Annotated in this window: 18 protein-coding genes; 11 read left to right on the forward strand and 7 right to left on the reverse strand. The window is 66.0% G+C overall.

The window, feature by feature from the left end; translation table 11 throughout:
* Positions 1 to 10 precede the first annotated feature (10 nt).
* Entirely contained in the window at positions 11 to 1,651 is a 1,641-nt protein-coding gene (locus ACFPQ5_RS17735; RefSeq protein WP_379758647.1) for an OFA family MFS transporter, read from the reverse strand.
* A 119-nt stretch (positions 1,652 to 1,770) separates the two neighbouring features.
* On the opposite strand from ACFPQ5_RS17735, the gene ACFPQ5_RS17740 reads away from it, so the two are divergent.
* The 5 genes from ACFPQ5_RS17740 to ACFPQ5_RS17760 all read left to right on the forward strand — a co-directional run bounded on the left by ACFPQ5_RS17740 (position 1,771) and on the right by ACFPQ5_RS17760 (position 5,721).
* Positions 1,771 to 2,847, forward strand: coding sequence for a substrate-binding domain-containing protein (locus ACFPQ5_RS17740; protein WP_379758650.1), 1,077 nt, complete (start codon positions 1,771 to 1,773; stop codon positions 2,845 to 2,847).
* 150 nt (positions 2,848 to 2,997) lie between these two features.
* Entirely contained in the window at positions 2,998 to 3,555 is a 558-nt protein-coding gene (locus ACFPQ5_RS17745) for a PAAR domain-containing protein (protein ID WP_379758653.1), read from the forward strand.
* Positions 3,556 to 3,583: 28 nt separating this feature from the next.
* Positions 3,584 to 4,654 carry a DUF2515 family protein gene (locus ACFPQ5_RS17750; protein WP_379758656.1) on the forward strand — a complete coding sequence of 357 codons (1,071 nt, stop codon included), beginning with the start codon at positions 3,584 to 3,586 and terminating at the stop codon, positions 4,652 to 4,654.
* Positions 4,651 to 5,349 carry a hypothetical protein gene (locus ACFPQ5_RS17755; protein WP_379758659.1) on the forward strand — a complete coding sequence of 233 codons (699 nt, stop codon included), beginning with the start codon at positions 4,651 to 4,653 and terminating at the stop codon, positions 5,347 to 5,349. Before ACFPQ5_RS17750 ends, ACFPQ5_RS17755 begins: the two co-directional genes overlap by 4 nt.
* A gap of 150 nt (positions 5,350 to 5,499) precedes the next feature.
* Positions 5,500 to 5,721: a hypothetical protein gene (locus ACFPQ5_RS17760; protein ID WP_379758662.1), complete on the forward strand. Its 222-nt coding sequence runs from the start codon at positions 5,500 to 5,502 to the stop codon at positions 5,719 to 5,721.
* Between the two features lie 7 nt (positions 5,722 to 5,728).
* Here the strand turns inward: ACFPQ5_RS17760 and ACFPQ5_RS17765 are convergent, their stop codons facing one another.
* The gene (locus ACFPQ5_RS17765; RefSeq protein WP_379758665.1) at positions 5,729 to 5,965 is read right to left on the reverse strand and encodes a hypothetical protein; all 237 of its coding nucleotides are present in this window, start codon (positions 5,963 to 5,965) and stop codon (positions 5,729 to 5,731) included.
* A gap of 244 nt (positions 5,966 to 6,209) precedes the next feature.
* Between ACFPQ5_RS17765 and ACFPQ5_RS17770 the strand changes: the two genes are divergently transcribed.
* The gene (locus ACFPQ5_RS17770; protein WP_379758668.1) at positions 6,210 to 8,471 is read left to right on the forward strand and encodes a family 1 glycosylhydrolase; all 2,262 of its coding nucleotides are present in this window, start codon (positions 6,210 to 6,212) and stop codon (positions 8,469 to 8,471) included.
* Between the two features lie 177 nt (positions 8,472 to 8,648).
* Here ACFPQ5_RS17770 and waaF read toward each other — a convergent pair whose 3' ends face one another.
* From waaF to dnaE, 5 genes are all read right to left on the reverse strand, one after another.
* Positions 8,649 to 9,677 carry a lipopolysaccharide heptosyltransferase II gene (gene waaF, locus ACFPQ5_RS17775; RefSeq protein WP_379758672.1) on the reverse strand — a complete coding sequence of 343 codons (1,029 nt, stop codon included), beginning with the start codon at positions 9,675 to 9,677 and terminating at the stop codon, positions 8,649 to 8,651.
* On the reverse strand, positions 9,674 to 11,404 hold the full coding sequence (msbA, locus tag ACFPQ5_RS17780) for a lipid A export permease/ATP-binding protein MsbA (protein WP_379758675.1): 1,731 nt from the start codon (positions 11,402 to 11,404) through the stop codon (positions 9,674 to 9,676). The genes waaF and msbA overlap by 4 nt, the downstream gene beginning before the upstream one ends.
* A 21-nt stretch (positions 11,405 to 11,425) precedes the next feature.
* The gene (locus ACFPQ5_RS17785; protein ID WP_379758678.1) at positions 11,426 to 12,436 is read right to left on the reverse strand and encodes a glycosyltransferase family 9 protein; all 1,011 of its coding nucleotides are present in this window, start codon (positions 12,434 to 12,436) and stop codon (positions 11,426 to 11,428) included.
* Positions 12,420 to 13,706 carry an O-antigen ligase family protein gene (locus tag ACFPQ5_RS17790; RefSeq protein WP_379758681.1) on the reverse strand — a complete coding sequence of 429 codons (1,287 nt, stop codon included), beginning with the start codon at positions 13,704 to 13,706 and terminating at the stop codon, positions 12,420 to 12,422. Before ACFPQ5_RS17790 ends, ACFPQ5_RS17785 begins: the two co-directional genes overlap by 17 nt.
* 78 nt (positions 13,707 to 13,784) lie before the next feature.
* Positions 13,785 to 17,282, reverse strand: coding sequence for a DNA polymerase III subunit alpha (dnaE, locus tag ACFPQ5_RS17795; RefSeq protein ID WP_379758684.1), 3,498 nt, complete (start codon positions 17,280 to 17,282; stop codon positions 13,785 to 13,787).
* Positions 17,283 to 17,412: 130 nt separating this feature from the next.
* Here dnaE and ACFPQ5_RS17800 point away from each other — a divergent pair, with 130 nt between their 5' ends.
* From ACFPQ5_RS17800 to ACFPQ5_RS17820, 5 genes are all read left to right on the forward strand, one after another.
* Entirely contained in the window at positions 17,413 to 19,554 is a 2,142-nt protein-coding gene (locus ACFPQ5_RS17800; protein WP_379758687.1) for a glycosyltransferase family 4 protein, read from the forward strand.
* A gap of 96 nt (positions 19,555 to 19,650) precedes the next feature.
* On the forward strand, positions 19,651 to 20,547 hold the full coding sequence (locus ACFPQ5_RS17805; RefSeq protein ID WP_379758690.1) for a sulfurtransferase: 897 nt from the start codon (positions 19,651 to 19,653) through the stop codon (positions 20,545 to 20,547).
* Entirely contained in the window at positions 20,544 to 21,488 is a 945-nt protein-coding gene (locus tag ACFPQ5_RS17810) for a glycosyltransferase family 2 protein (protein WP_379758693.1), read from the forward strand. Before ACFPQ5_RS17805 ends, ACFPQ5_RS17810 begins: the two co-directional genes overlap by 4 nt.
* Complete coding sequence (locus ACFPQ5_RS17815) at positions 21,481 to 21,873, forward strand: GtrA family protein (RefSeq protein ID WP_379758696.1); 393 nt, start codon at positions 21,481 to 21,483, stop codon at positions 21,871 to 21,873. The genes ACFPQ5_RS17810 and ACFPQ5_RS17815 overlap by 8 nt, the downstream gene beginning before the upstream one ends.
* 35 nt (positions 21,874 to 21,908) lie before the next feature.
* Positions 21,909 to 23,552, forward strand: coding sequence for a hypothetical protein (locus ACFPQ5_RS17820; RefSeq protein WP_379758699.1), 1,644 nt, complete (start codon positions 21,909 to 21,911; stop codon positions 23,550 to 23,552).
* Positions 23,553 to 23,631: the final 79 nt, after the last annotated feature.

Here is a 23,631-nt window from a genome sequence, read left to right on the forward strand (position 1 = left end):
CGAACAGCGATTACTTGAAAAGCACCGACGCCTTCTGCAGCGTCACCCACACGCCGAACATCAGCGGAATGCCCACTGCCAGCCAGGCAAAGGCCGTCACCAGCGGGCTGCTGGCCACGGCGCTGCCGCCGCTGCCGCCGCGCGCGGCGTTTACCGTGCTGATGTCGCGCTCCTGCGCCAGCTTCTTTTCGTGCGCCAGTTCGGCATCGGTCATGAAGTGCTTGTCTGCCAGCGGACGGATCATGGCGTTGAGCACGATACCGACGACGATGAGGCCTGCCAGGACGTACATCGTCACGTCATAAGCTTGCGCCTTCGGCACGCCGTGCGCAATCTGGTACTCGCGGATGTAGTTGATCAGGACCGGACCCAGCACGCCTGCGGCGGCCCAGGCCGTCAGCAGGCGGCCGTGGATCGCGCCCACCATCTGGGTGCCGAACAGGTCGGCCAGGTAGGCCGGCACGGTCGCGAAGCCGCCGCCGTACATCGACAGGATGATGCAGATGAAGCCGACGAACAAGGCCAGCTGGCCGGCGTGCGCCATCGACGGGATCGCCGCATACAGGAAGAAGCCGAGGATCAGGAACACGAAATAGGTTGCCTTGCGGCCGATGAAGTCCGAGCACGAGGCCCAGGCGAAGCGGCCGCCGATGTTGAACAGCGACAGGAGGCCGGTGAAGCCGGCGGCGATTGCCGCGATCTGGCTCTTCTGCGCCGCGTCGAGTTCGTTGAACCCGAGGTCGACGCCGATCAGCCTGCCGCCGAAGACTTCCTGCAGCAGCGGCGAAGCCATGCCCAGGATGCCGATGCCGGCCGAGACGTTCAGGAACAGCACGCCCCAGATCAGCCAGAACTGCGGGATGCCCCAGACGCGGCTGGCGTGCACGTGGCGCGTGGTGACCATGGTGTTGGTGCTCTTCGCCGGCGGGGTCCAGCCTTCCGGCTTCCAGCCGTTGGCGGGCACGCGGTAGGCCAGTGCGCCGGCAATCATGAACACGAAGTAGATCGCGGCCAGGGCCAGGAAGGTTTCCCACACGCCGACCGAGGTCGGCGTAGCAAAATGCTTCATCAGCTTGTCGGCCAGCGGGGCGCCGATCATGGCGCCGCCGCCGAAGCCCATGATGGCCATGCCGGTCGCCATGCCGCGGCGATCCGGGAACCATTTGATCAGGGTCGAGACGGGCGAGATGTAGCCGAGACCGAGGCCGATCCCGCCGATCACGCCGGAACCGAGCCACATCAGCCAGATCTGGTGGCTGTAGATGCCGAAAGCGGAAATCACCAGGCCGCCGCACCAGCACAGGGCCGAGACGACGCCGGCCTTGCGCGGGCCCGCATGCTCGAGCCAGCCGCCGAACAGCCAGGCGGCGAGGCCCAGGAAGAGGAAGAAGATCGTGAAGATCCAGCCCAGCATCGAGATCTTCCAGTCGCAGGTGGTCGAGAAGATCTCGGCCATGAAGCCCATCTCGGGCGCGCAGGCGACCGATTCGGTGATGCCGATCGCTTTCGACAGCGGCAGCCAGAACACCGAGAAGCCGTAGGCCATGCCGATGCACAAGTGGATCGCCAGCGCCGCGGGCGGCACCAGCCAGCGGTTGAAGCCGGCGCCCGCGATCGTGCGCTCCTTATCTAAAAAACTGAACAAACCCATTGTCCCCTCCGTTTTATAAGTATGTAATATGCTTTTTAAAGCATATCTATTGGGCATCTTTTATTGCCTGCCGAGGGTAACATGATGTTTTTGACAGCGAAATAGGCTATTTTCAGCATATGCTCACCGTTCATATCCGGCCCCACTGGGAAATCAGCGTCAAGGGAGAGGCGCCGCTCGACACGGCCGACCTGCTCGGCCTACTGCTCTCGATCCAGGACACGGGTTCGATCGCGCAGGCCGCCAAAAGTGTCGGCCTGTCCTACCGTTACGCCTGGGGCTTGCTGCGCTCGGCGGAAAGCCTGTTCGGCGAACAATTGCTGCAAACCGGACGCGGGCGCGGCACGGCGCTCACGCCGCTGGCGCAGAAACTGGTCTGGGCCGACCGCCGCATCGCCGCGCGCCTCTCGCCCACCCTGCACAGCCTGGCCTCGGAACTGGAAGCGGAACTCGCGCGCATCACGGCGAATAAGCTGCGCACGCTGCGCATGGATGCCAGCCACGGCTTCGCGGTCGCCGCGCTGACCGGCTGCATCGACCGCGACGCCCTGCCGCTCGACCTGCGTTACCGCACCAGCACGGATGCCGTGGCGGCACTGGCGCGGCGCGAATGCGACCTGGCGGGCTTTCACATTCCGCAGGGCCGCTTCGAAGCGCAGACGGTCGCCTGGTATCTGCGCTGGCTCGATCCGAACCAGCATTGCCTGGTGCGCGTCGCGGGCCGCCAGCAAGGCCTGATCATGGCGCGCGGCAATCCGCTCGGCCTGCGCGGGCTGGCCGACCTGGCGCGTCCGGAAGTGCGCTTCGTGAACCGCCAGGCCGGCTCCGGCACGCGCATGCTGCTGGAGATGATGCTGGCCGCCGATGGCCCGCCGCTCGAATCGATCAACGGCTACAACAGCGCCGAGTTCACGCATTCGGCGGTGGCCGCCTACATCGCCAGCGGCATGGCCGACGCCGGCATCGGCATGCGCGCCGCCGCCGCCCAGTTCAAGCTCGATTTCCTGCCGCTGGTGCGCGAGCACTATTATTTCGCGCTGCGCCAGGATGCCGTCGACGAGCCTGCCATGCGCCAGTTGCTCGAACTGATGCGCGATCCTGCGTACCACAAGCTGGTCAATGCCCTGCCCGGCTACGACGCTACCGGCACGGGCGAACTGGTGTCGATCGCCGAGGCCTTCTCACTGCCGTCCTGAGCCACCGTTGTTTCCCGGCAGTCCGTTCTGTGCCGGGGATGCGACGGGCTCCGCTCTCGTCATGGTGTCTCCTGCGCTCCCTCAAATAAGCGACCTCGTCCATCGTTAGGCTGGAGTCTTTGCCCTGCGGCGCGCAGGGAAAAGGACGCCATGCCCGACAGATACTTCATCACGCTCGGCGCCGCCACCACGGCGGGGGGCAAGGTCGTATCGGGCAGCCGCTTCGAGACGATCGATGGCGTACCGCTGGCGGTCGAAGGCGATGTCTGCTGGTGCCCGCGCTGCCTGTCGGAAGGCGTGATCCAGCCCGACGGACCGCGCCTGCACGAAGCCATCGACGGCCGCCTGGCCGCCCTGCACGACGACCTGTGCATCTGCAAGTGCACGCCGCCGCCGCGCCTGATTGCCGTCCAGGCCCTGATGTGCCAATCGGTCGACGGCGACTGGTATGCCGGCCAGGTCGCCGCGGCCGCGCAAAAGGTGGCCGACGCCAACGCCGCCGCCATCCCGCCTCCGCCGGACGACTACCTTCCGCTCGCGCTGGTCGACATCGACACGCGGGAGCCCCTGGTCAGCCGCCCTTACCGGCTCGCGCTGCCGACCCGGGTGGTCGAGGGCACGCTCGACCAGAACGGCTGGACCGAGCCCCTGAGCGCGGCCGAACGCGAGGCGGTCCGCACCGGGCGCGCCGAAACGAGCATCGCCTGATCCCTGTTGCATGCCGAGGAGTTTGTCCATGCAGGCCACCTATGTTCCCGGAACACCGAACCCCTGGTTCCCCCGCCACAAGTATCACGGCATTCCCGTCGGCAGGAACGTCAAGTCGGTGACGGAATGCACGCTGCTTCACTGCGTCGGGCCGGCGGCCACGGTGGAGCGGGCGGTTGCCGTTCCGATCCTGACGCCAGAACATTTGTGGGGCACCTTCCAGGCCGAGGCCGAGGAGATTCTCAAGGTGAACGGCAGTTTCGAGGGCAACGACCGCGAGCGGAACAAGCGTATCAACGCGGCCTACGCCAAATTGTGGCTGGCCGATCACCGCTTCCAGTGGGCGGGGCTGGCGGCATTCGCGTCGAAGCAGGTGGGGTGCGGGTTGCTACATTCGGCCGAGGTCAGCGACAAGAACCGCCGCGTGCGCGAGCTGGTGCAGCGGGCCTTCGCTGCGTATCCCGGCGCAGGAGCGTCCACGATGGTGCAGTCCGGTACGCAGGCCGCGGCACAGTACATGTACCGGAAACTGGGCTTCGGGAATGCACACCTGTTTCTGGATATTTATCCGCTGCACAGGTTTTTCATGGAACGGGGGTGGGAGGAATTTAATACTTATCTCGCCAAGCGGCAGAACGATAAGTATCCGGTGCATTGGGCGGTGGACGGGAACACGCTAACGTTCGGTACACGTTTCAACGAAATCGTGCAGGGATTCAAATACATCGAGATGGGAAGCATCCGTGAAAGCGTTGACCAGATCGCGCGGCATGAGCAGGTGAACATCCTGCAAAAGATCATGTACAACGATCCTGTTCTCCAAAGGCTGCTTGCCATGAATCAGTATGCTTGGGCGACCGGATTTCCAACTGGTGACTACGAAGAGATCAAGTTGACCCTGTCAGCAGAGTGCAGGGCCAAAATCGGTTTCACGTCTTGGTTCTCCCGGAATAAGAATGCGGAGCTGTGGGTGGTCGAGCAACGCATGCAGTTCGTGCTGGGCGCCGCCAGACAATTTCACGCACTCCTACACGGCCCCGAACGGCCCTACGTCGAGGCGTCGATTCGCGCAATTGCCGCAGGAGGAGGCGTAGCATGAGGCGCCGCTATTGGCTCCCCGCTGTATTGGCTGGTCTCGCCATCGTTACCGCTTGGTGGCAATCTCGTGGTCCTGTACCAACCGTTCTAAGGTTTACCCTCGGCCAAACCTTCGATGAGGTCGTCAGGAGCTCCAGCTATCCCGCGATGGACCACGCCAACCGGCCTGCCGACGACCCTGATAAAGACCTACAATTTGGAGCGATCTGGGTCACGGAACCGGCAGTCATTATCCGTTTCACCGACCCGAAACACGGATTCACGCTGCCGCCCACAAAATTTGCTGCGCTCTCTTTCTCGAAGAACAAGGCATCCTCGCTTGCCACGTCGCCGATGCTCGAAGCCTTGCCCTTCGACGAAGCCGTTGCAATACTCGAAAACCTGCAGAACCAGTTCAAGGCAGGCGGCTGGGAACCCTGGGAGAAAAACGACAGTGTTTGGTTCGACCTGTCCCCGACGGGCAGGAAGCGTTTACATGCAAGGATGTTCGAACCAGGCTACGCACAGGAGACAACCCTCCGCATCCCCAAGCTGTATGGCATGACCTTCCGGCTGAAGTGCAATGAAGGCTGCGGGACAGGCGAGCCGCCCTACCTGTTCCTCATCGATATCGGACTCAGCGATGACGTATTTGGATGGATGCCTGGCCACCCGACGCAATCTCAGGCGGTCGCTGTCAACAGCGGTGTGAAATGAAGACCTGGCTGCCTCGCATCGTCGTACTGGCCGGCCTTATCGCTGCTGCCATCTGGTGGCATTCGCCTACGCCCGAGCCGACCGTCCTGGCCTTCCGCCTCGGCCAGACTTTCGAACAAGTCGTCAGGGACTCTACGGCTGCATGCACGCATGTTCGAATCGGCCTACTCGCAGGAGGCAACGCTCCGCGTCTCCAAGCTGTACGGCATGATCTTCCGCCTGAAATGCAGCGAAGGCTGCTGGACGAAGGAACCGCCGTATCTGTTTCTCATCGATATTGGATTAGGCAGCGATGTCCATGGCCGGGAGCCCGGCGAGCCGAGGAGGTGGGAGCAACCCGAGAATGCGCTCACCGGAAGCGCCGTGCAATGAGCAAGCGCTATCTCCGCCGCTTCTTCCAGTTGTAATCCGCCCCCGTCACATCCACCCCCGGATGCCCCACCAGGTCCGGGTGTTCCGAACACATCGTGATGAAGCGCACGCCCTCGCCTTCGCGCTGGCGGCGCCGCAAGTCTTCCATGAAGCCCATCGCCTTGACCATCTCGTCGGTGCCGAAAGCCTGGGCGTGCGGACTGCTGGCGGTTTCCTCAATAATTGTCCAATACACCATATACATATGCCGCTCCACCTGTGATTTTGACGAAATTGGCGAACAGACAATAATGTCACCAATTTGGGCGCGCCTGTAAACACGAAGCACGCTATTTCGTTGAAGATAGCATATATTTAGCAGAGGAAATGGATGTAATGGCAAAAAGTAGGACTAGTCCGAAATGTGTCTTATATGTTAGCCGATTCACATAACAGCCTGCGTTGGACCGTTAGTCTAGGGCCTGTCTCATTACTCGCAGGTATTTCTCATGAACATCGACAAGCAGATCCAGCCTGAGACCGCAACCGAGCTGGCGCTTTGGGGCGGACTCGAATGCACGGTCAACCGTGTACGCGACAATTACTTCAGCCAGATGGACCGCAATGGCCACGCCGACCGGGTCGAAGACATCGAACGTTTCGCTTCCCTCGGCATCAAGGCAATCCGTTATCCCGTGCTCTGGGAGCGCACCGCACCGAACGGCATCGAAAGTGCCGACTGGTCGTGGGCCGACGCCCGCCTGCCCGCGCTGCAGCGCCTGGGCGTGACGCCGATCGTAGGCCTGATCCACCATGGCAGCGGTCCCGAACACACGAGCCTGGTCGATCCAGCCTTCCCCGAAAAGCTCGCCGAGTACGCCGGCGCGGTAGCCCAGCGCTACCCCTGGGCCGAGTACTACACCCCCGTCAACGAAATACTGACGACGGCGCGCTTTTCCGGTCTGGCCGGCGTCTGGTACCCGCATGGGAAAAGCCATACGACCTTCATCCGTGCCCTGCTCAATCAGTGCAAGGCCACGGTGCTGTCGATGCGCGCGATCCGCGCCGTGAATCCGGACGCGAAACTGGTGCAGACCGACGACTTGTCGAAGACCTACAGCACGCCCGAGATGGCCTGGCTGGCGAACTTCTTCAACGAACGGCGCTGGCTGGCCTGGGACATCCTGTGCGGCAAAGTCGATCCCGAACACAAGCTGTGGGGCTACCTGCTTGAGTCCGGCGCCACGCCTGAAGAACTGCTCTGGTTCCGCGAGAATACCTGCCCGCCCGACGTCATCGGCGTCAACTACTACATCACCAGCGAACGCTGGCTCGATCATCGTGTCGAGCGCTATCCGCAATCGCATTGCCACGAGTACGACGGCGTCCTGCACGCCGACATCGAGACCCCGCGCGCGCTGGCCACACCGACGCCGGGCATCGGCCCGCTGCTGATGGAAACCTGGGAGCGCTACGGCCTGCCGATCGCCATCACCGAAGCCCACATCGACGCCAACCGCGAAGACCAGCTGCGCTGGCTGCTCGAAATCTGGAATGCGGCGCAGAAAGCCAAGACCCAGGGTGCCGACGTGCGCGCCGTCACGGTCTGGGCCCTGCTCGGCTCCTACGACTGGAACTGCCTGGTGACCGAATGCCGCGGCTACTACGAGCCGGGTCCGTTCGACGTGCGCGGCCCGCAGCCGCGGCCGACGGCGGTGGCCAAGCTGATGCGCGAACTGGCCAGCGGCCGGCCGCTGACGAACCCCGTGCTGCAAGGCCAGGGCTGGTGGCGCCGGCCGGGACGCTTCCTGTGCAAGCCGGTCGCCACGCGCACGGCGGTGGCCGACATCGCGGTGCGCAGCCAGTTCAAGTCGAACCACGTGCAGCCGATCCTGATCACGGGCGCCACCGGCACCCTCGGTTCCGCCTTTGCGCGCATCTGCGAAAAGCGCAATCTCGCGCACCACGTGCTGACGCGCCAGGAGATGGACATCACCGATCCGGCCTCGGTCGAAGCGGCGATCCAGCGCTTCAAACCCTGGGCGATCATCAACGCAGGCGGCTATGTGCGCGTCGACGAAGCCGAGCTTGATGTCGAAGGCTGCATGAACGGGAACACCCATGGACCGACCGTGCTGGCCCTGGCCTGCATCCGCCACGCGCTGCGCTTCATGACCTTCTCGAGCGACCTGGTGTTCGACGGCGGCAAGGGCACGCCCTACGTCGAATCCGACCCGGTGGCGCCGCTCGGCGTGTACGGCCGCAGCAAGGCCGAATCCGAACGCCGCGTGCTGGAAGCCGACCCGCAGGCGCTGGTGATCCGCACCAGTTCCTTCTTCGGCCCCTGGGACAAGCACAACTTCGTCACCCAGGCCCTGGCTGCATTGAAGTCGGGCCAGCCGTTCACGGCCTCGAACGACCTGGTGGTGACGCCGACCTATGTGCCGGACCTGGTGAACGTCAGCCTCGATTTGCTGATCGACCGCGAGCGCGGCATCTGGCACCTGAGTAACGGCGAAGCCGTGACCTGGGCCGAGCTGGCGCGCAAGGCCTGCGAGGTGGCCGGGGTCGATCCGAAGACTTTACAGGAACGTCCGGCGACCGAACTCGGTTACGTGGCCGTGCGGCCGCACTACTCGGCCCTGGGCAGCGAGCGCGGCATGCTGCTGCCGTCACTGGACGACGCGCTGGCGCGCTACATCAAGGCGCTGGAAGAGCATGCGGCGGACGACGGGGAGATGGTGGGGGAAGCGGCGCATTACGCGAGCTGACGCGCGTGTGAGGCCCCGCATGGTTGCGGGGCTGATTCACCGTTGTACCGCGTGGAGTCGGGACTCCGGTGAAACCGTCATCGAGGCCATTGGCCTCGATGACCCCTACGTATAGCAATGAATCGTAGGGTGGAGTCCTGACTCCACGCGCTTTCGTGCGTCAAACTACCCGAATGCCTATCGCGCCAACATCGGCGCCAACTCCTTCCACACGATCGGCGCCTCCATCCGCTCGAGACAATTGTGATGCCCCAGCGGACACTCCCGCTGCCGGCAAGGCGAGCAATCCAGGCGCAGCGACAAGGCCCGCGCCATGTCCGAAAACGGCGGCGCATGCTCCGGATCGGTCGGCCCATACAGCGCCACCACCGGCCGGTTCAGACTCGACGCAATGTGCAGCAGCCCCGAGTCGTTCGCCACCACCGCCGCCGCGCGCGCGATCAGCGCGATCGCCTCATCGAGCTGGGTCTGGCCCGCAAGGTTCAGCATGGCCGGCGCCGCGGCGCCCGCATGCGCAAGCACGTCATCGCAGGTCTCGCGGTCCTTGGGCGAGCCAAGCAGCGCAATCTGCGCATCGCCATGCTGCGCCAGGATCGCCTGCGCCAACGCTCCGAAGTGGCGCGGCGGCCAGCGCTTGGCCGGGCCGAATTCGGCGCCTGGCGCGAACACGACCAGCGGGCGCCCCGCATCGACGCCGTGACCTGCACAGGCCGCGGCGATGCGTTCATCCGGCACCTGCAAACGCGGCCGCGGCGCGGGAGCGAGCGGCGCGTCCGGCGATAACGCGAGCGCCGCATAGAACGGCACCATCGGCCGCGGCGGCGTGTCGTCCAGGTGCATGACGTTCACCAGGCCGTAGCGCATTTCTCCCTTGTAGCCGACCCGGCGCGCGATCCCGGCCAGCCAGGGAATCAGCGCATACTTCAGGGTATTCGGCAGCACATAGGCGTCAAGATAGCCGCGCGCGCGCAGCACGCGGGCGTACTTCCAGCGCTCGCGCAGCTGCAGCGCCTTGTGCCGGAACGGCGTCTCGAGCACCGTGTCGACTTCCGGCGCGGCGCGCCAGACCGGCGCCACCGAAGGCGGCGACAGGACGTCGATCGGGCGCTCCGGATGCCGGGCCTTCAGCCGCTGCAGCAAAGGCTGCGCCATCACGGCGTCGCCGATCCAGTTCGGCGAGATGACCAGCGTGCGCCCGTCCTTCATTGCTCGGCCGCCGTGGCCGCGAACTGCAGGCGGTACAGGTTGGCGTACATGCCGCCCAGGGCCAGCAGCTCGTCGTGGGTGCCCTGCTCGACGATGCGGCCGCCCTCCATCGCCACGATGCGGTCGGCGCGCTCGATGGTCGACAGGCGGTGTGCGATCACGATCGTGGTGCGGCCCGCCATCAGGGTGTCGAGCGCGGCCTGCACGGCGCGTTCGGATTCGTTGTCGAGGGCGGAGGTGGCCTCATCCAGGATCAGGATCGGTGCGTCCTTGTAGATCGCGCGCGCGATCGCCACGCGCTGGCGTTGGCCGCCCGACAGGCGCATGCCGTTCTCGCCGATCATCGATTCGACGCCGTCCGGCAGGCGCGCCACCACGTCGGTCAGGTGCGCGGCCTTGATCGCCGCGGCCAGGCGCTCGTAGTCGATGCGCTCGACGCCATAGGCGATGTTGGCCGCCAGCGTGTCGTCGAACAGCACCACGTTCTGGCTCACCATCGCCAGCTGCGCGCGCAGGCTGCTCAGCTTGATGTCGCGGTAGGGCACGCCGTCGAGCAGGATGCGCCCGCCTTCCGGATCGTAGAAGCGCGTGACCAGGTTGACGAAGGTGGATTTGCCGCCGCCCGAGACGCCGACCAGGGCCACCGTCTGGCCGGGCTGGATGTCGAGCGAGACGTCGTTCAGCGCTAGGCCGGCCGCGTTCGGATAGCGGAAGCGCACATTCTCCAGGCTCAGCTGCCCTTTTACTTGCGCCAGTTCGCGCGTGCCGGTGTCTTCCTCGACGGGCGAGTCGATCATCTCGAACACGGTTTCGGCGGCCGCGATCCCGCGCTGCATCGGGCCGTTCACTTCGGCCAGCGATTTCAGGGGCGTCAGCAGCATCAGCATCATCGTCACGAACTGGGTGAACTCGCCGACCGTCATGTTGGCGCGGATCGCCAGCACCACCACCAGCGACAGCGTCATCGAGGTGGCGATCTGCGTGATCGGCGTGGTGGCGGCAAAGGCGACCGTGCTGCGTTGCGAGAAGCCGCGCAGCGCCTCGCTGCGCGTGTCGAAGCGGCGCCGCTCGTAGCGCTCGCCCGAGAACACGCGGATCACCTGGTGCCCGCGCGCGGCCTCTTCGACCACCTGCGTCATCTCGGCGGTGACGCGCTGGTTCTCGCGGTGCATGTGGCGCAGGCGCTTGGTGGTCGTGCGCACGATGACGGCGGTCAGCGGCATGACGATGATGGCGACCAGGGTCAGCCGCCAGTTCAGGTAAAGCAAGGTACCCAGCAAACCGGCCACCACCAGCACGTCGCGCACGCAGGCGATGAAGACGGAGTTGATCATGTCGACCACCTGGCGCACGTCGCCGATCACGGTGTTGATGATCTTGCCGGTCGACTCTTCGTGGAAGCGCGCCACCGGCAGGCGCAGCAGGCGGTCGAACAGCTGCGCGCGGATGTCGTTCAGCACGCGGCTGATGACCCAGTTGTTCAGGTAGGCGGTGGCGAAGGTGCCGATCCCGCGCAGGACAAAAATCGAGATCAGGACGGCGGGAATCCACCACAGCGAAAATTCGACCTTGTTCTTGAAGCCCTTGTCCAGCAGGAGCTGGAGCGCCTTGCCCAGCAGCGGCTGGGTGGCGGCGGTAAGCGCCATCGCCAGCAGCGCCATGTAGGCGCGGCTGCGGTAGGGTTTGATGAACGCCCACAGGCGTTTGACGATCGTACTGTTTTCCATAAAGTCTTTCGATTCGGGCCTTTAGCGTGGCGCACCCCAGGCGCGCACCTGCGCGGCCACCGCCTGCGGCGTGATCGCGCGCATGCAGGCGCAGGCGGCGGGATCGGCGCATGCGGCGCATGGCTGCGGCGCGACCAGCACCGCGGCTTGCGCGCCGAGCGCGCCCCAGCGCGCCGGATCGATCGGTTTGATCGGCGGGAACAAGCCCAGGGTCGGCCGGCCCAGGGCGGCGGACAGGTGCAGCGGCCCGGTGCCGCTCGCCACCAGGCCGTCGCAGGCGCCGATCAGGGCGACCAGGCCGTCCAGACTGAGCGCTCCGCACAGGTTACTGACGTTTGGCAGCGCCAGCAAGTCCGGCGCGTCGCGCGCGATCAGCGTGCCTTCGGCCGGGCTGCCGGTCACGAATAGCCGGATATCCGGGCTTGTCGCCAGCTCGCGGGCCAGTTCGGTGTAGTGGTCGAGCGGCCACTCGCGGCCGTTGCCGTTCGATTTCGGGTGCAGGATCACGTGCCGCTTGCCCGGTTCCAGCAAGGCGTCGACGGCGGGATCGCGCGGCGCCGCCAGGCCGTACAGGGCCGGGATCTCGGCAAGGGACGGCAGGTAATCGATGCCGAGCGGGCGCAGCAAGGCGAAGTTCAGCTGCGCCTCGTGCAGCTCCGACTTCACGCGGCTGAAGTGGGCCAGCCGGTTGCAGGTGAACCAGTGGTAGACCCGGTGGCTGGTGCCGACCCGGTTCGGCACCCGTGCGCGGCGCGCGGCCTTGGCCAGGCGCCGGTCCGGATAGGCGAAGATCACGGTGTCGTAGCCGCCCTGTTTAAAAAAGGCCTCCAGCTCGCCGGCCTCCTCGACCGCAATCACGCGGTCCAGAAAACGGCAGTGGCGCATCGCCGGCGCGACATAGGCGCGGCACAGCAGGTCGACCTGCGCCTGGGGGAAGCGCGCCTTCAGGTAGCCGGCCAGCGGCAGGGTCAGGACGACGTCGCCGATGTTGTCGGTACGGCAGATCAGGATACGTTCAAGTGCGGGGCGCATGGGAACCTGAAAAAGCAGAGGGTGCGGCCTGCGCCGCCAGGCAGAACCCGGCCAGCACGCAGACCATGGTCGCGTAGAACGCCTGGGTCCTCATCAGCCAGAACATCACGTCGGTGAGACCAAAGGCGACGAAGAGGATCACGAGCAGCATGCCGGCCAGCGCGGGCGCCGCGGCGGCCTGCGGGCCATGGTGCAGCATACGCGAAAAGAAGGCGAACGGCCCGGCGTAGGCCAGCAACAGGAAAACCAGGTCGAGCAGGCCGCCGGTGGCGAGCGTGTGCAGCACGTCGTTGTGAGCACTGCTGTAGGTGAGCGCCATGGTGTCCTGCAGGCGTCCTTCCTGGTGCAATGCCCGCATGGTGGGCTGGAAATTCTCGCGGCCGACGCCGAGCCACGGATGCTCGGCGATCATCATGCCGGCGGCCTGCCACAGTTCGAGGCGGGTGCCGACATTCGTGCTGGCATCGTGGACGCTGTAATAACGCTCGACGTCGGACACGGCGTCCGCCACCCGTTGCGCGATGCCGGTCTGCGGCACCAGATAACCGGCCGCGCAAGCCAGCAGCACCAGACCGACCACCCAGCGCATCGTGTTGCCGTGCATGCGGCTGCCGTATTTGAGCATCGGCCACAGCACCAGCAGGAAAGCGAGCCAGGCGCCGCGCGAACCGGAGAAGGTCGCGGCCAGCATGCCGCACAGCAGGGCCAGCGGCGGCAGCCAGGCCAGGCGCGTGCCGCGAAACTCGGACAGCGCGCAGAAGGACATGACGCCCATCGCCACCGCCAGGTCGCCATAGGTGATCGCGTGGTGGGTGATGCCCGTGACCCGCTCTTCGTGCAGCACCAGGAACTGCCAGCCGCCCTGGACGGCCGCGACGATCGTGCCAATGCACATGCCGATCCAGAACAGGCGGATGTTCGGGCGCAGGATGCCGACGAAGCCGATGCAGGCCAGCGCGAACAGCAGCCGCGAGGGCCCGTCCATGACCTTGATCGAATGGCCGAACCAGAGCATGCGCAGCAGCGTGACCAGCACGAAGCCGCCGAAGCCGATGAAGAGATAGCGGAGCGCACGCGCGTGCGTGCGATGAAAGTCCGCCAGGCCGCGCCGCACCAGCAGGCCGAGCGAGAGCAGCACCAGCAACAGGGCCAGGTGCACGCCGAAATTGGTGGTGAGCGCGGTGGCCGGCAGCAGCAGCATGAGCCAGCTTGCCCAGGTAGTGGCGCGGTCGTTCGCGCGCGCGGGCGCTGCCGGTCTTGTTGTGTCCATCGTCATTGAGCGGCGCCGGGCGCGGCGTGTGGAGAAGGCCGGATTATAGTCGAAGCGCCCGTGCGCAGGGCCTGCACGTCAATACTCGACCGCCACGTCCTTCGCTCCCAGCGTCAGCTCGAGCGCCTGCTTGAGCGCGTCCGACGGCGCCACGCGCCATTCGTCGCCCAGCTGCACGATGCAGTCCACGTTCTGCGGCTTGATGCGCAGGCTGACCGGCAGCCCGTCCGGGTTCTTATACGGCGCCAGCACTTCGGCCAGCTTCGCGGTGCTGGCCGTGCAGGCCAGGTCCATCTCCAGCTTGTGGCCGTAGTGGATGCGCGAAGCGGCGATGTCGAACACTTTTTCGGCCGTGATGCGCAGGCCGCCGTTGAAGCGGTCTTCCGACACCTTACCGACCACCATCAGGAATTCGTCTTCCTTGAAAATGTTCTTGTTGGCCTCGAACACCTCGTTGTAGACCGTGACCTCGACCACGCCGGTCTTGTCGTCGAGCGTGACGATCAGGATCTTGCCGCGCTGGGTCATCTGGGTGCGCACCCCGGTGATCACGCCGCACAGCATGCGCGGATCGCGCGAGGGTTCCAGGTCCTTCAGCTTGGTCTTGGCGAAGCGCCGCACTTCCTGGGCGTAGGAATCGAACATGTGGCCCGACAGGTAGTAGCCGAGCGCGATCTTCTCTTCGGCCAGCTTCTGGCGGTCGGTCCAGGGCGTCGCCTTGACGTATTCCGGCGGCGCCACCAGGTCCGAATCGTCGCCGCCGAACAGGCTGACCTGGTTGGCGGCGGCCGCTTCCTGGCCCGCCACTTCCATCGCGAAGCTGACGGAAGCCAGCAGGATCGCGCGGTCGACGCCGAAGCAATCCATGGCGCCGGAACGGATCAGGGACTCGATGGTGCGGCGGTTGATCTGCTTGCGGTCGACGCGCTTGCAGAAGTCGAACAGGTCCTTGAACTTGCCACCCTCCTTGCGCGCGGCGATGATCGCCTCGATCGCGCCCTGCCCCGCGCCCTTCACGCCGCCCAGGCCGTAGCGGATGTTCGACACCTGCTTGCCGGTGACGGACTTCGGCTCGCCTTCCGGCGTGAAGCGGTAGTGCGATTCGTTGACGTCGGGCGGCAGCAGCGTGAGCTTGCAGACATCGATCGCATCCTCGACCAGGATCTTGATCTTGTCCGTGTCTTCCATCGCCAGCGACATGTTGGCTGCCATGAAGGCGGCCGTATGGTGCACCTTCAGGTAGGCGGTATGGTAGGACAGCAGCGCGTAGGCGGCGGCGTGCGATTTATTAAAACCGTAGCCCGCGAACTTTTCCATCAAGTCGAAGATTTCGTCCGCCTTTTCTGTCGACAGGCCGTCCTTGGCGGCGCCGGCGCGGAAGATCTCGCGGTGCTCGGCCATCTCTTCGGCCTTCTTCTTACCCATCGCGCGGCGCAGCATGTCGGCGCCGCCCAGCGAGTAGCCGCCGACGATCTGCGCCATCTGCATGACCTGCTCCTGGTAGACCATGATGCCGTAGGTCTCGGACAGGATCGACTCGGTGCGCGGATCGGGATAATCGAACTTCTCGCCGTGCTTGCGCTTGCAGAAGTCGGGAATCAGGTCCATCGGGCCCGGACGATACAGCGCCACCAGTGCAATGATGTCCTCGAAGCGGTCGGGACGCGCATCCTTCAGCATGCCCTGCATGCCGCGCGACTCCAGCTGGAAGATTGCGACCGTCTTCGCATCCGACAGCAGCTTATACGACGGCCGGTCGTTCAGCGGCAGCGTCTCCAGGTTGAACTCCGCGTCCGCCGGATCGAGCGCGCGGATGTAGTTCACGGCGCGGTCGAGGATCGTCAGCGTGGTCAGGCCCAGGAAGTCGAACTTCACCAGGCCGACGGCCTCGACGTCGTCCTTGTCGTACTGCGAGACCACGCCGGCGTCGCCGCCCTGGGTGTACAGGGGGCAGAAGTCGGTCAGTTTGCCCGGCGCGATCAGCACGCCGCCGGCGTGCATGCCGATGTTACGGGTGATGCCCTCGACCTGCTGCGCCAGGTCCAGCACCTGTTTCACTTCTTCCTCGTTCTCGAGACGCTCCTTGAGCAGCGGCTCCTCTTCGATCGCTTCGGCGATCGAGACCGGTTTGCCCGGCTTGAACGGGATCAGTTTCGAGATGCCGTCGCAGAAGTTGTAGCCGTAGTCGAGCACGCGGCCGACGTCGCGGATCGCGCCCTTGGCCGCCATGGTACCGAAGGTGGCGATCTGCGAGACCGCGTCGCGGCCATATAAATCCTTCACGTGCTGGATCACCAGTTCGCGCTTTTCCTGGCAGAAGTCGATGTCGAAGTCGGGCATCGAGACGCGTTCAGGATTCAGGAAGCGCTCGAACAGCAAGTTATATTTCAACGGATCCAGGTCCGTGATCTTCAGCGCGTACGCGACCAGCGAGCCCGCACCCGAGCCGCGGCCCGGGCCGATCGGCACGCCGTTGTTCTTGCCCCACTGGATGAACTCCGCAACGATCAGGAAGTAGCCCGGGAACTTCATCTTGATGATGGTCTGGTTCTCGAACTCGAGGCGCGCCTCGTAGCGCGGGCGTTCGGCCTCGCGCTTGGCGGGATCGGGGAACAGCTGCAGCAGGCGCTCTTCCAGGCCCTTCTTGGTTTCGGCGACGAGGAACTCGTCGATGGTCATGCCCGGCGGCGTCGGGAAGTCCGGCAGCTGCGGTTTGCCCAGCGTGAGCACGACGTTGCAGCGCTTGGCGATTTCGACCGAATTGGCGAGCGCGCCCGGCAGGTCGGCGAACAACTCGGCCATCTCGGCCTGCGTTTTAAAGCGCATCTCCTCGTTGAAGCGGCGCACGCGCTTGGCGTTAGCCAGCATCTCGCCCTCGGCGATACAGGTGCGCGCCTCGTGGGCGATGAATTCGTCCTTGCTGATGAACTGCACCGGGTGGGTCGCCACCACCGGCAGGCCGAGGCGGCCGGCCAGCGCCACCGAATGGCGCACGGCCTGTTCCTGGTTCGCTTGCCCGGCGCGCTGGATCTCGATATAGAAGTGGCCCGGGAAGATGCTTGCCCAGCGGTGCGCATTGCGCTCGGCGCGCTCGATGTCGCCGTTGTCGATGGCTTGCCCGACGTCGCCGAAGCAGGCGCCGGAGAGCACGATCAGGGCGTTCGACTGCGGCACGTCCGGCTCCAGCGTCGAGACGGAAGTCGCCAGCGCTTCCAGCCACTCGGCGCGGATTTCGGCCCGGCCCTTGTACTGGTTGGTGAGCCAGGCTTTCGACAGCAGCTCGCACAGCTGCAGGTAGCCGGTGCGGTTCTTCGCCAGGATCAGGAGGCGCGAGGGCTTGTCGCGGTTGTCGTCGTTGGTGATCCAGGCATCGACCCCGACGATCGGCTTGATCCCCTTGCCGCGCGCCGCCTTGTAGAAGCGCACCATGCAGAACATGTTGGCCAGGTCGGTGACGGCGAGCGCCGGTTGCTTGTCCTTGGCGGCGGCGCCGACCAGGTCGTCGATGCGCACCAGGCCGTCCACGATCGAGTATTCGGAGTGGACGCGCAGGTGGGTGAAAGTCGGGGAAGTCATACCGTATTTTAACCCGGCGGCGGCTCATCGGCAGCGCTGGCGGGCGTAGTTGCAATCAGACAACAGCACGCCGCGGGGGGGCGCCTCTTATAATAGTGTCCATGCCATTTGCAACTTCTTCCCTGCCCCGATGACGCTGCCGCCCGCGCGCGAAACCGCGTCCACCACCCTGCTCGACGTGCTGACGGCCGATGCCGCCGCAGGCACGATCGCCGTGCTGCCGCCGCCCCTTCCCGTCGCGCTGCCGGCGAGCACGCCAATCGCCCGCGCCGGCCTCGCCGCGCCCCTGATGCTGGCTGCACGCCTGGTGCTGCGCCGGCCGTGGGCTCGCCAGCTCGCGCTGCGCATCCTGAAACGCTTCCCCGGCCTGTACGCACGCGCCTACCAGGCGATGATGGCGTCCGGCGGCGCGCCGCCCGCTCCCGCAGCGGCCGATCCCGGCCAGGCCGACACCCTGTCGCCGCGCGCGAATGCGATCCTGCGCACCTTGCGCCGCCTGCAGGACGCGCCGCAGCGCCCTGCCGGCGCGCGTCCGCGCCTGGCTTTTGTTGCGCCGATGCCGCCCGAGCGCACCGGCGTCGCCACCTATTCGGTCGAGCTGCTGGCCGAACTGAGCGCCCACTTCGAGATCGAGCTCGTGGTCGCCCAGCCCGAGGTGGCGCTGCCGCCCGCGCTGGCCAACCTGCCGGTGCGCCAGGCCGCCTGGTTCGCCGAACACGGCGCCGAGTACGATCAGGTGCTCTACCAGTTCGGCAACAGCCCCTTCCACAGCCACATGTTCGCCCTGCTGGCGCGCCATCCTGGCGTGGTGGTGCTGCACGACTTCTTCCTCGGCGGCGCGCTGGTGCATGCCCAGATGAGCGGCGCCGACCCGCGCGCCTGGGGCGACGCCCTGCTGCATTCGCACGGCTACGCCGCCGTGCGCGCCACGCAGACGGGGCAAGGACGGGCCCAGGCCCACAAGGACTGGCCGGCCAGCCTGCCGGTGCTGGAAAACGCGACCCGGGTCATCGTCCATTCGCAGCATGCGCGCCAGCTGGCCGCCGACTGGTTCGGCCCCGCCATCACGGCCAGGATCGACGTGATTCCCCATCCGCGCACGCCGCCGGCGCACATTGACCGCGCGGCCGCCCGCGCCGCCCTTGGCATCGATGCCGACACCTTCCTGGTCTGCAGCTTCGGCTTCGTCGCGCCGAATAAACTGACCCACGAGCTGCTGCGCGCCTGGACCGGCTCCAGCCTGCACCTCGATCGCCGCTGCGAGCTGGTGCTGGCCGGCGCCAACCACGACAGCCCGTATGGCGTCGAGGTCGAGGCGCTGATCCGCGGCGCCGGGCCGGACGCCAACATCCGCATCGCCGGCTGGCTCGACGCCGAGGCGTACCGCCAGTACCTGCAGGCCGCCGACGTCGGCGTGCAGCTGCGCACGAATGCGCACGGCGAAAGCTCGGGCGCGGTCCTCGACTGCATGAACTACTGCTTGCCGACGATCGTCAACGCCAACGGTTCGATGGCCGAGTTCCCGCCGGAAGCCGTCTGGCGCCTGCCGGATGCCTTCGAGGTGCCGGAACTGAGCGCGGCGCTGGAAACCCTGCGCGCCGATGCGGCACTGCGTACGGCCCTCGGCCAGGGTGCCGTCAAGCTGCTCGACGCCCGATTCCGCCCCGCCCGCTGCGCCGGGCTGTACCTCTCGACGCTGGCAGCGGCCCGTGCGGCCACCGCGGTGCGGGACGCGGCCTGGCGCGCGGCGCTGGCGAATGACGCCGCGCTGCAAAGCGTCGCCGCGACGCTGGCCGAACAGGAAGACACGGCGCGGCGCCAGCTGCTGGTCGACGTCAGCGCCTGGGCCGCGCCTGGCGCCGTTCCCGATCCGCTGGCCGCACGCCAGCTGACGGAACTGCTGGCACAGGCGCACGCCGGCCTGCGCGTCGAACCGGTGCGCCTCGATACCGGCGGTGCCAGTCCCCGCTGGCGCCTGGCGCGCGGCGCCGCCGGACGCCTGCTGGGCCTGGGCTGGACGGCGCAGGAAGAGCCGGTCGCCGATGTCCACGCCGGCGACATCTTCTATGCGCCCGACGCGGCATCAACAGCCGTGGCCGCGGCCTTCGACGCCGGCCTGCTGGCCGCCTGGCGCAGCCGCGGCGTCAGTATCCAGCTGCTGGTGCGCGGCGCGGACGATGGCGCCTTGCCGCCCGCGGCCGCCGCAGCGGACCGCCTGCTGTGCCCATCGGAGGCGATTGCACAACAGTTGGCAGCGGAACTGGCCAAATGAAGGCCGTCCGAGGCCGTTGCTGCCAGCGCGACAATTTCCGCGCGGGCGCGACCGTCTTATAATAGCGGTTGACCAGAATTGAGCTACTTGGTAATCATGCAAACCACCACCATTGACACGACTGCGGCAAGCGCGGCGCCGGCGACGGGCCCCTACGTCAACATCGCCGCCTACAAATTCGTCAGCTTCGACGACACCGAAGAAAAGCGCCCGGAGTTCCAGGCGATCTGCGCGGATCTGAAGCTGCGCGGCACCATCCTGCTGACGCCGGAAGGCATCAACATGTTCCTGTCCGGCCTGCCGGACGACATCAAGGCGTATCTCGCCTGGCTGCGCCGCGACCCGCGCTTCGCCGACATCGAAGTCAAATACAGCTATTCGGAAGAGCAGTCGCACAAGCGCATGCTGGTGAAGATCAAGAAGGAGATCATCACCATGCGCATGCCGCTGATCAAGCCGGAGCTGGGCCGCGCCCCGTCGGTCGAAGCGGCCACGCTCAAGCGCTGGCTCGACCAGGGCCACGACGACCAGGGCAAGCCGGTCGTGATGGTCGACACCCGCAACGACTTCGAGGTCGACGTCGGCACCTTCGACAATACGGTCGACTACCGCATCGCCAAGTTCACCGAGTTCCCGGAAGTGATCGCTGCCCACAAGGACGACTTCGCCGGCAAGACCGTGGTCACCTTCTGCACCGGCGGCATCCGCTGCGAAAAGGCGGCGATCCACATGCAGAACATCGGCTACGACAACGTCTACCAGCTCGAAGGCGGCATCCTCAAGTACTTCGAGGAAGTCGGCGGCGCCCACTATCGCGGAGACTGCTTCGTCTTCGACTACCGCACCGCGCTCAATCCGAAGCTCGAACCGACCGTCACCACCCAGTGCTTCGCCTGCCGCGCCGTGGTCACGCCGCGCGAGCAGCTGTCGCCGCAGTATGTGTATGGGGTGTCGTGTCCGCATTGCGCGCAATCCGCGGGAAGCGGCCAATGAGCGCTCTGGCCGGACAACGCATCGCCATCCTTGTTCCCTGTTATAACGAAGCCCTGACGATCGGCACGATCGTCAGGGATTTCCGCGCCTGCCTGCCGCAAGCCGAGGTCTACGTCTTCGATAACAACTCGAAGGACGACACGGCCGCGATCGCCCGCGCAGCGGGGGCGACGGTGCGCAGCGTCCCCTTGCAGGGCAAGGGCAATGTGATCCGCCGCATGTTCGCCGACGTCGAAGCCGACATCTACATCATGGTCGATGGCGACGACACCTACGACGCCTCAGTGGCGCCGCAGATGGCGCAGCGCCTGGTCGACGAAGGCCTGGACATGCTGGTCGGTTCGCGCGTGACCGACGAGCAGGAAGCCTATCGCTTCGGCCACCGTTTCGGCAACCGGATGCTGACCGGCTGCGTGGCGACCCTGTTCGGCCGCAGCTTCTCGGACATGCTGTCGGGCTACCGCGTGTTCTCGCGCCGCTACGTGAAGTCCTTCGCCGCCCACGCGACCGGCTTCGAAACCGAGACCGAACTGACGGTGCATGCGCTGGAATTGCGCATGCCGGTGGGTGAAGTCGAAACGCGTTATAAATCGCGTCCGGAAGGCTCGTCTAGCAAGCTGTCGACCTACCGCGACGGCGCGCGCATCCTCTTGATGATCGTGCGCCTGTTCAAGACCGAAAAGCCGCTGACCTTCTTCTCGGCGGGCGCCGCGCTGTGCGTGCTGCTGGCCTTCGTGCTGGCCATTCCGATCTTCGAAACCTATCTGCAGACCGGACTCGTGCCGCGCATGCCGACCGCGCTCCTGTGCACCGCGCTGACCCTGTTCGGGATCATCCTGCTGTCCTGCGGCCTGATCCTGGACACGGTCACGAAGGGCCGGATCGAGCAGAAGCGCTTCGCCTACCTGGCCGTGCCCGCCCCGGTGCGCAGCAATGGGTAAGGCGCCGCGCCAGTTCGCCAGCTTCGCGCTGGTCGGGGTCGCTGGCCTGGTCGTCGACATCGTGGTGCTGTATGCCTGCCTGTCGATCGGCCTGGGCTACTATGGCGGCCGCGTGTGCTCGTTCCTGGCCGCCGTCTGGGCCACATGGGAACTCAACCGGCGGTACACCTTCGCCGGCGGCGCAACCAACGCGCCGCGCCCGCAATGGTGGCGCTACCTGCTGGCCATGCTCGGCGGCGGCGTCGTCAACTACCTGGCCTACAGCGCGGTCGTCTCGCTCGCGCCTGGCCTGCCCTTCCTCCCAGTCGTGGCCGTGGCCGCCGGCTCTCTGGCCGGCATGTTCGTGAATTTTTCGAGCGCCAAGTTCCTTGTGTTTAAGAAATAAGCGAGCGCCGAGCTCGCTGTGATAATGGAGAACGGATGAATCCGCCCAAACCGGCCAGCCTGCCCCGCCGCCTGTGGCAGGGCCTGGACAAGCCTACCCTGCAAGACCGCGCCATGTGGATCGTGCCCCTGCTGTTCGGGCTGATTTCCGTGCTGCTGCGCCAGGACGACAACTGGGACCTGCGCAACTACCACCTGTACAACCCGTTCGCCTGGCTCAACGGCAAGATCGGCTTCGACCTGGCGCCGGCGCAGATGCAGAGCTACTTCAACCCGACGCTGGACCTGCTGTACTACGGCCTGGTCCATGCACTGCCGGGGCCGTTGGCCGGCTTCGTCATGGGCGCCCTGCATGGCCTGAACTTCGTCCTGCTGCTGCTGATCGGACGCGCGCTGCTGCCGCAGCAGCAGCCGCACCGCGGCCGGCTGGCCCTGCTGCTGGCGCTGGCCGGCATGTTCGGCGCCGGCTTCGTGTCCCAGATCGGCAACACGATGGGCGACAACATGACCGCCCTGTTCATCCTCGGCGCGCTGCTGGTCCTGCTGCGTCGCTGGCAGGTGCTCGCGGCGGCCGGCCTCGCCCTGCTGGGCGCGGGCCTGCTCGCCGGACTGGGCACCGGCCTCAAACTGACCAATGCCGTGTACGCGCTGGCGCTCTGCCTGTCCCTGTTCGCGCTGCCCGCCTCCTTCCTGGCGCGCCTGCGCTGCATGTTCACCTTCGGCATCGGCGTGCTGCTCGGGATGGCTGCCAGTGCGGGGCACTGGTACTGGAAGATGTGGACGATGTTCGGCAATCCGCTGTTCCCTCAATTTAATAACCTCTTCCACGGGCCGCTCGCCAGCCCGATGGCAGTGGGCGACACCAACTGGCTGCCGCAGGGCTGGATCGAACGCCTGCTGTGGCCTTTCGTGTTCGCGCTTGATCCGCGCCAGGTCTCGGAGATCCGGCTGTCGCTGCTGGTCTGGCCCATCCTCTACGTCGCCTTCATCCTGCTGGGCATGCACCTCCTGGCCCGCCGCGACCGGACAAGCGCGCCGGACGGGGCGCTGCGCTCGCACCACGCCATGCTGTGGCTGTTCTTCGGCCTCGCCTACCTCGTCTGGATGAACCTGTTCAGCATCTACCGCTACCTGGTGCCGCTGGAGCTGCTCGCGCCGCTGGTGCTGTGGCTGATCGCGCAGCGGCTCAAGCCCGGACCGCAGACGGCCCGGCTGGTGGCCGCCCTGCTGCTGGTCGTGGTCGCCGCGGCGCTCGTGAAGAGCCCGTCCTGGGGCCGCGCCAAGTGGGCGGGAGAAAGCTTCCACGCCGAGGTGCCGGCCATTGCCCAGCCCGAGGAAAGCCTGGTGTTCACGGTGCATGGCGACCCGCCCATGGGCTGGCTGGTGACCATGTTCCCGGCGCGCCTGGCCTTCGTGTCGCTCAGTTCGGGCTTCCCCGAGTCCGACCTGTACCGGGCGCGCGTCGGCCAGATGGTGGCCGAACGCAGCGGGCCGCTCTACGTCATGACCAAGTCCGACGACGCGGATGGCACGACCTTGCAGCGGGCGCGGCAAGTGCTGGACGGCTACGGCCTGTCGCTCGTCCCCGGCAGCTGCCGTCCCTACCGCGCATTCGTCGGAAAAAATCCGTTCGACTACCAGCTGTGCAATGTCAACGGCCGCGCCGGCACGCCACGCTGAAATGAGCGCAAAGCCGGGTCGCCGCCGCTTCCCGGCAGGCGAATCCGGCAATGCTGCATGTTATGATTGCATCTTTTCA

Origin of the sequence: Massilia suwonensis, assembly GCF_042655665.1 — a bacterium.
Classification (GTDB): domain Bacteria; phylum Pseudomonadota; class Gammaproteobacteria; order Burkholderiales; family Burkholderiaceae_D; genus Telluria; species Telluria suwonensis.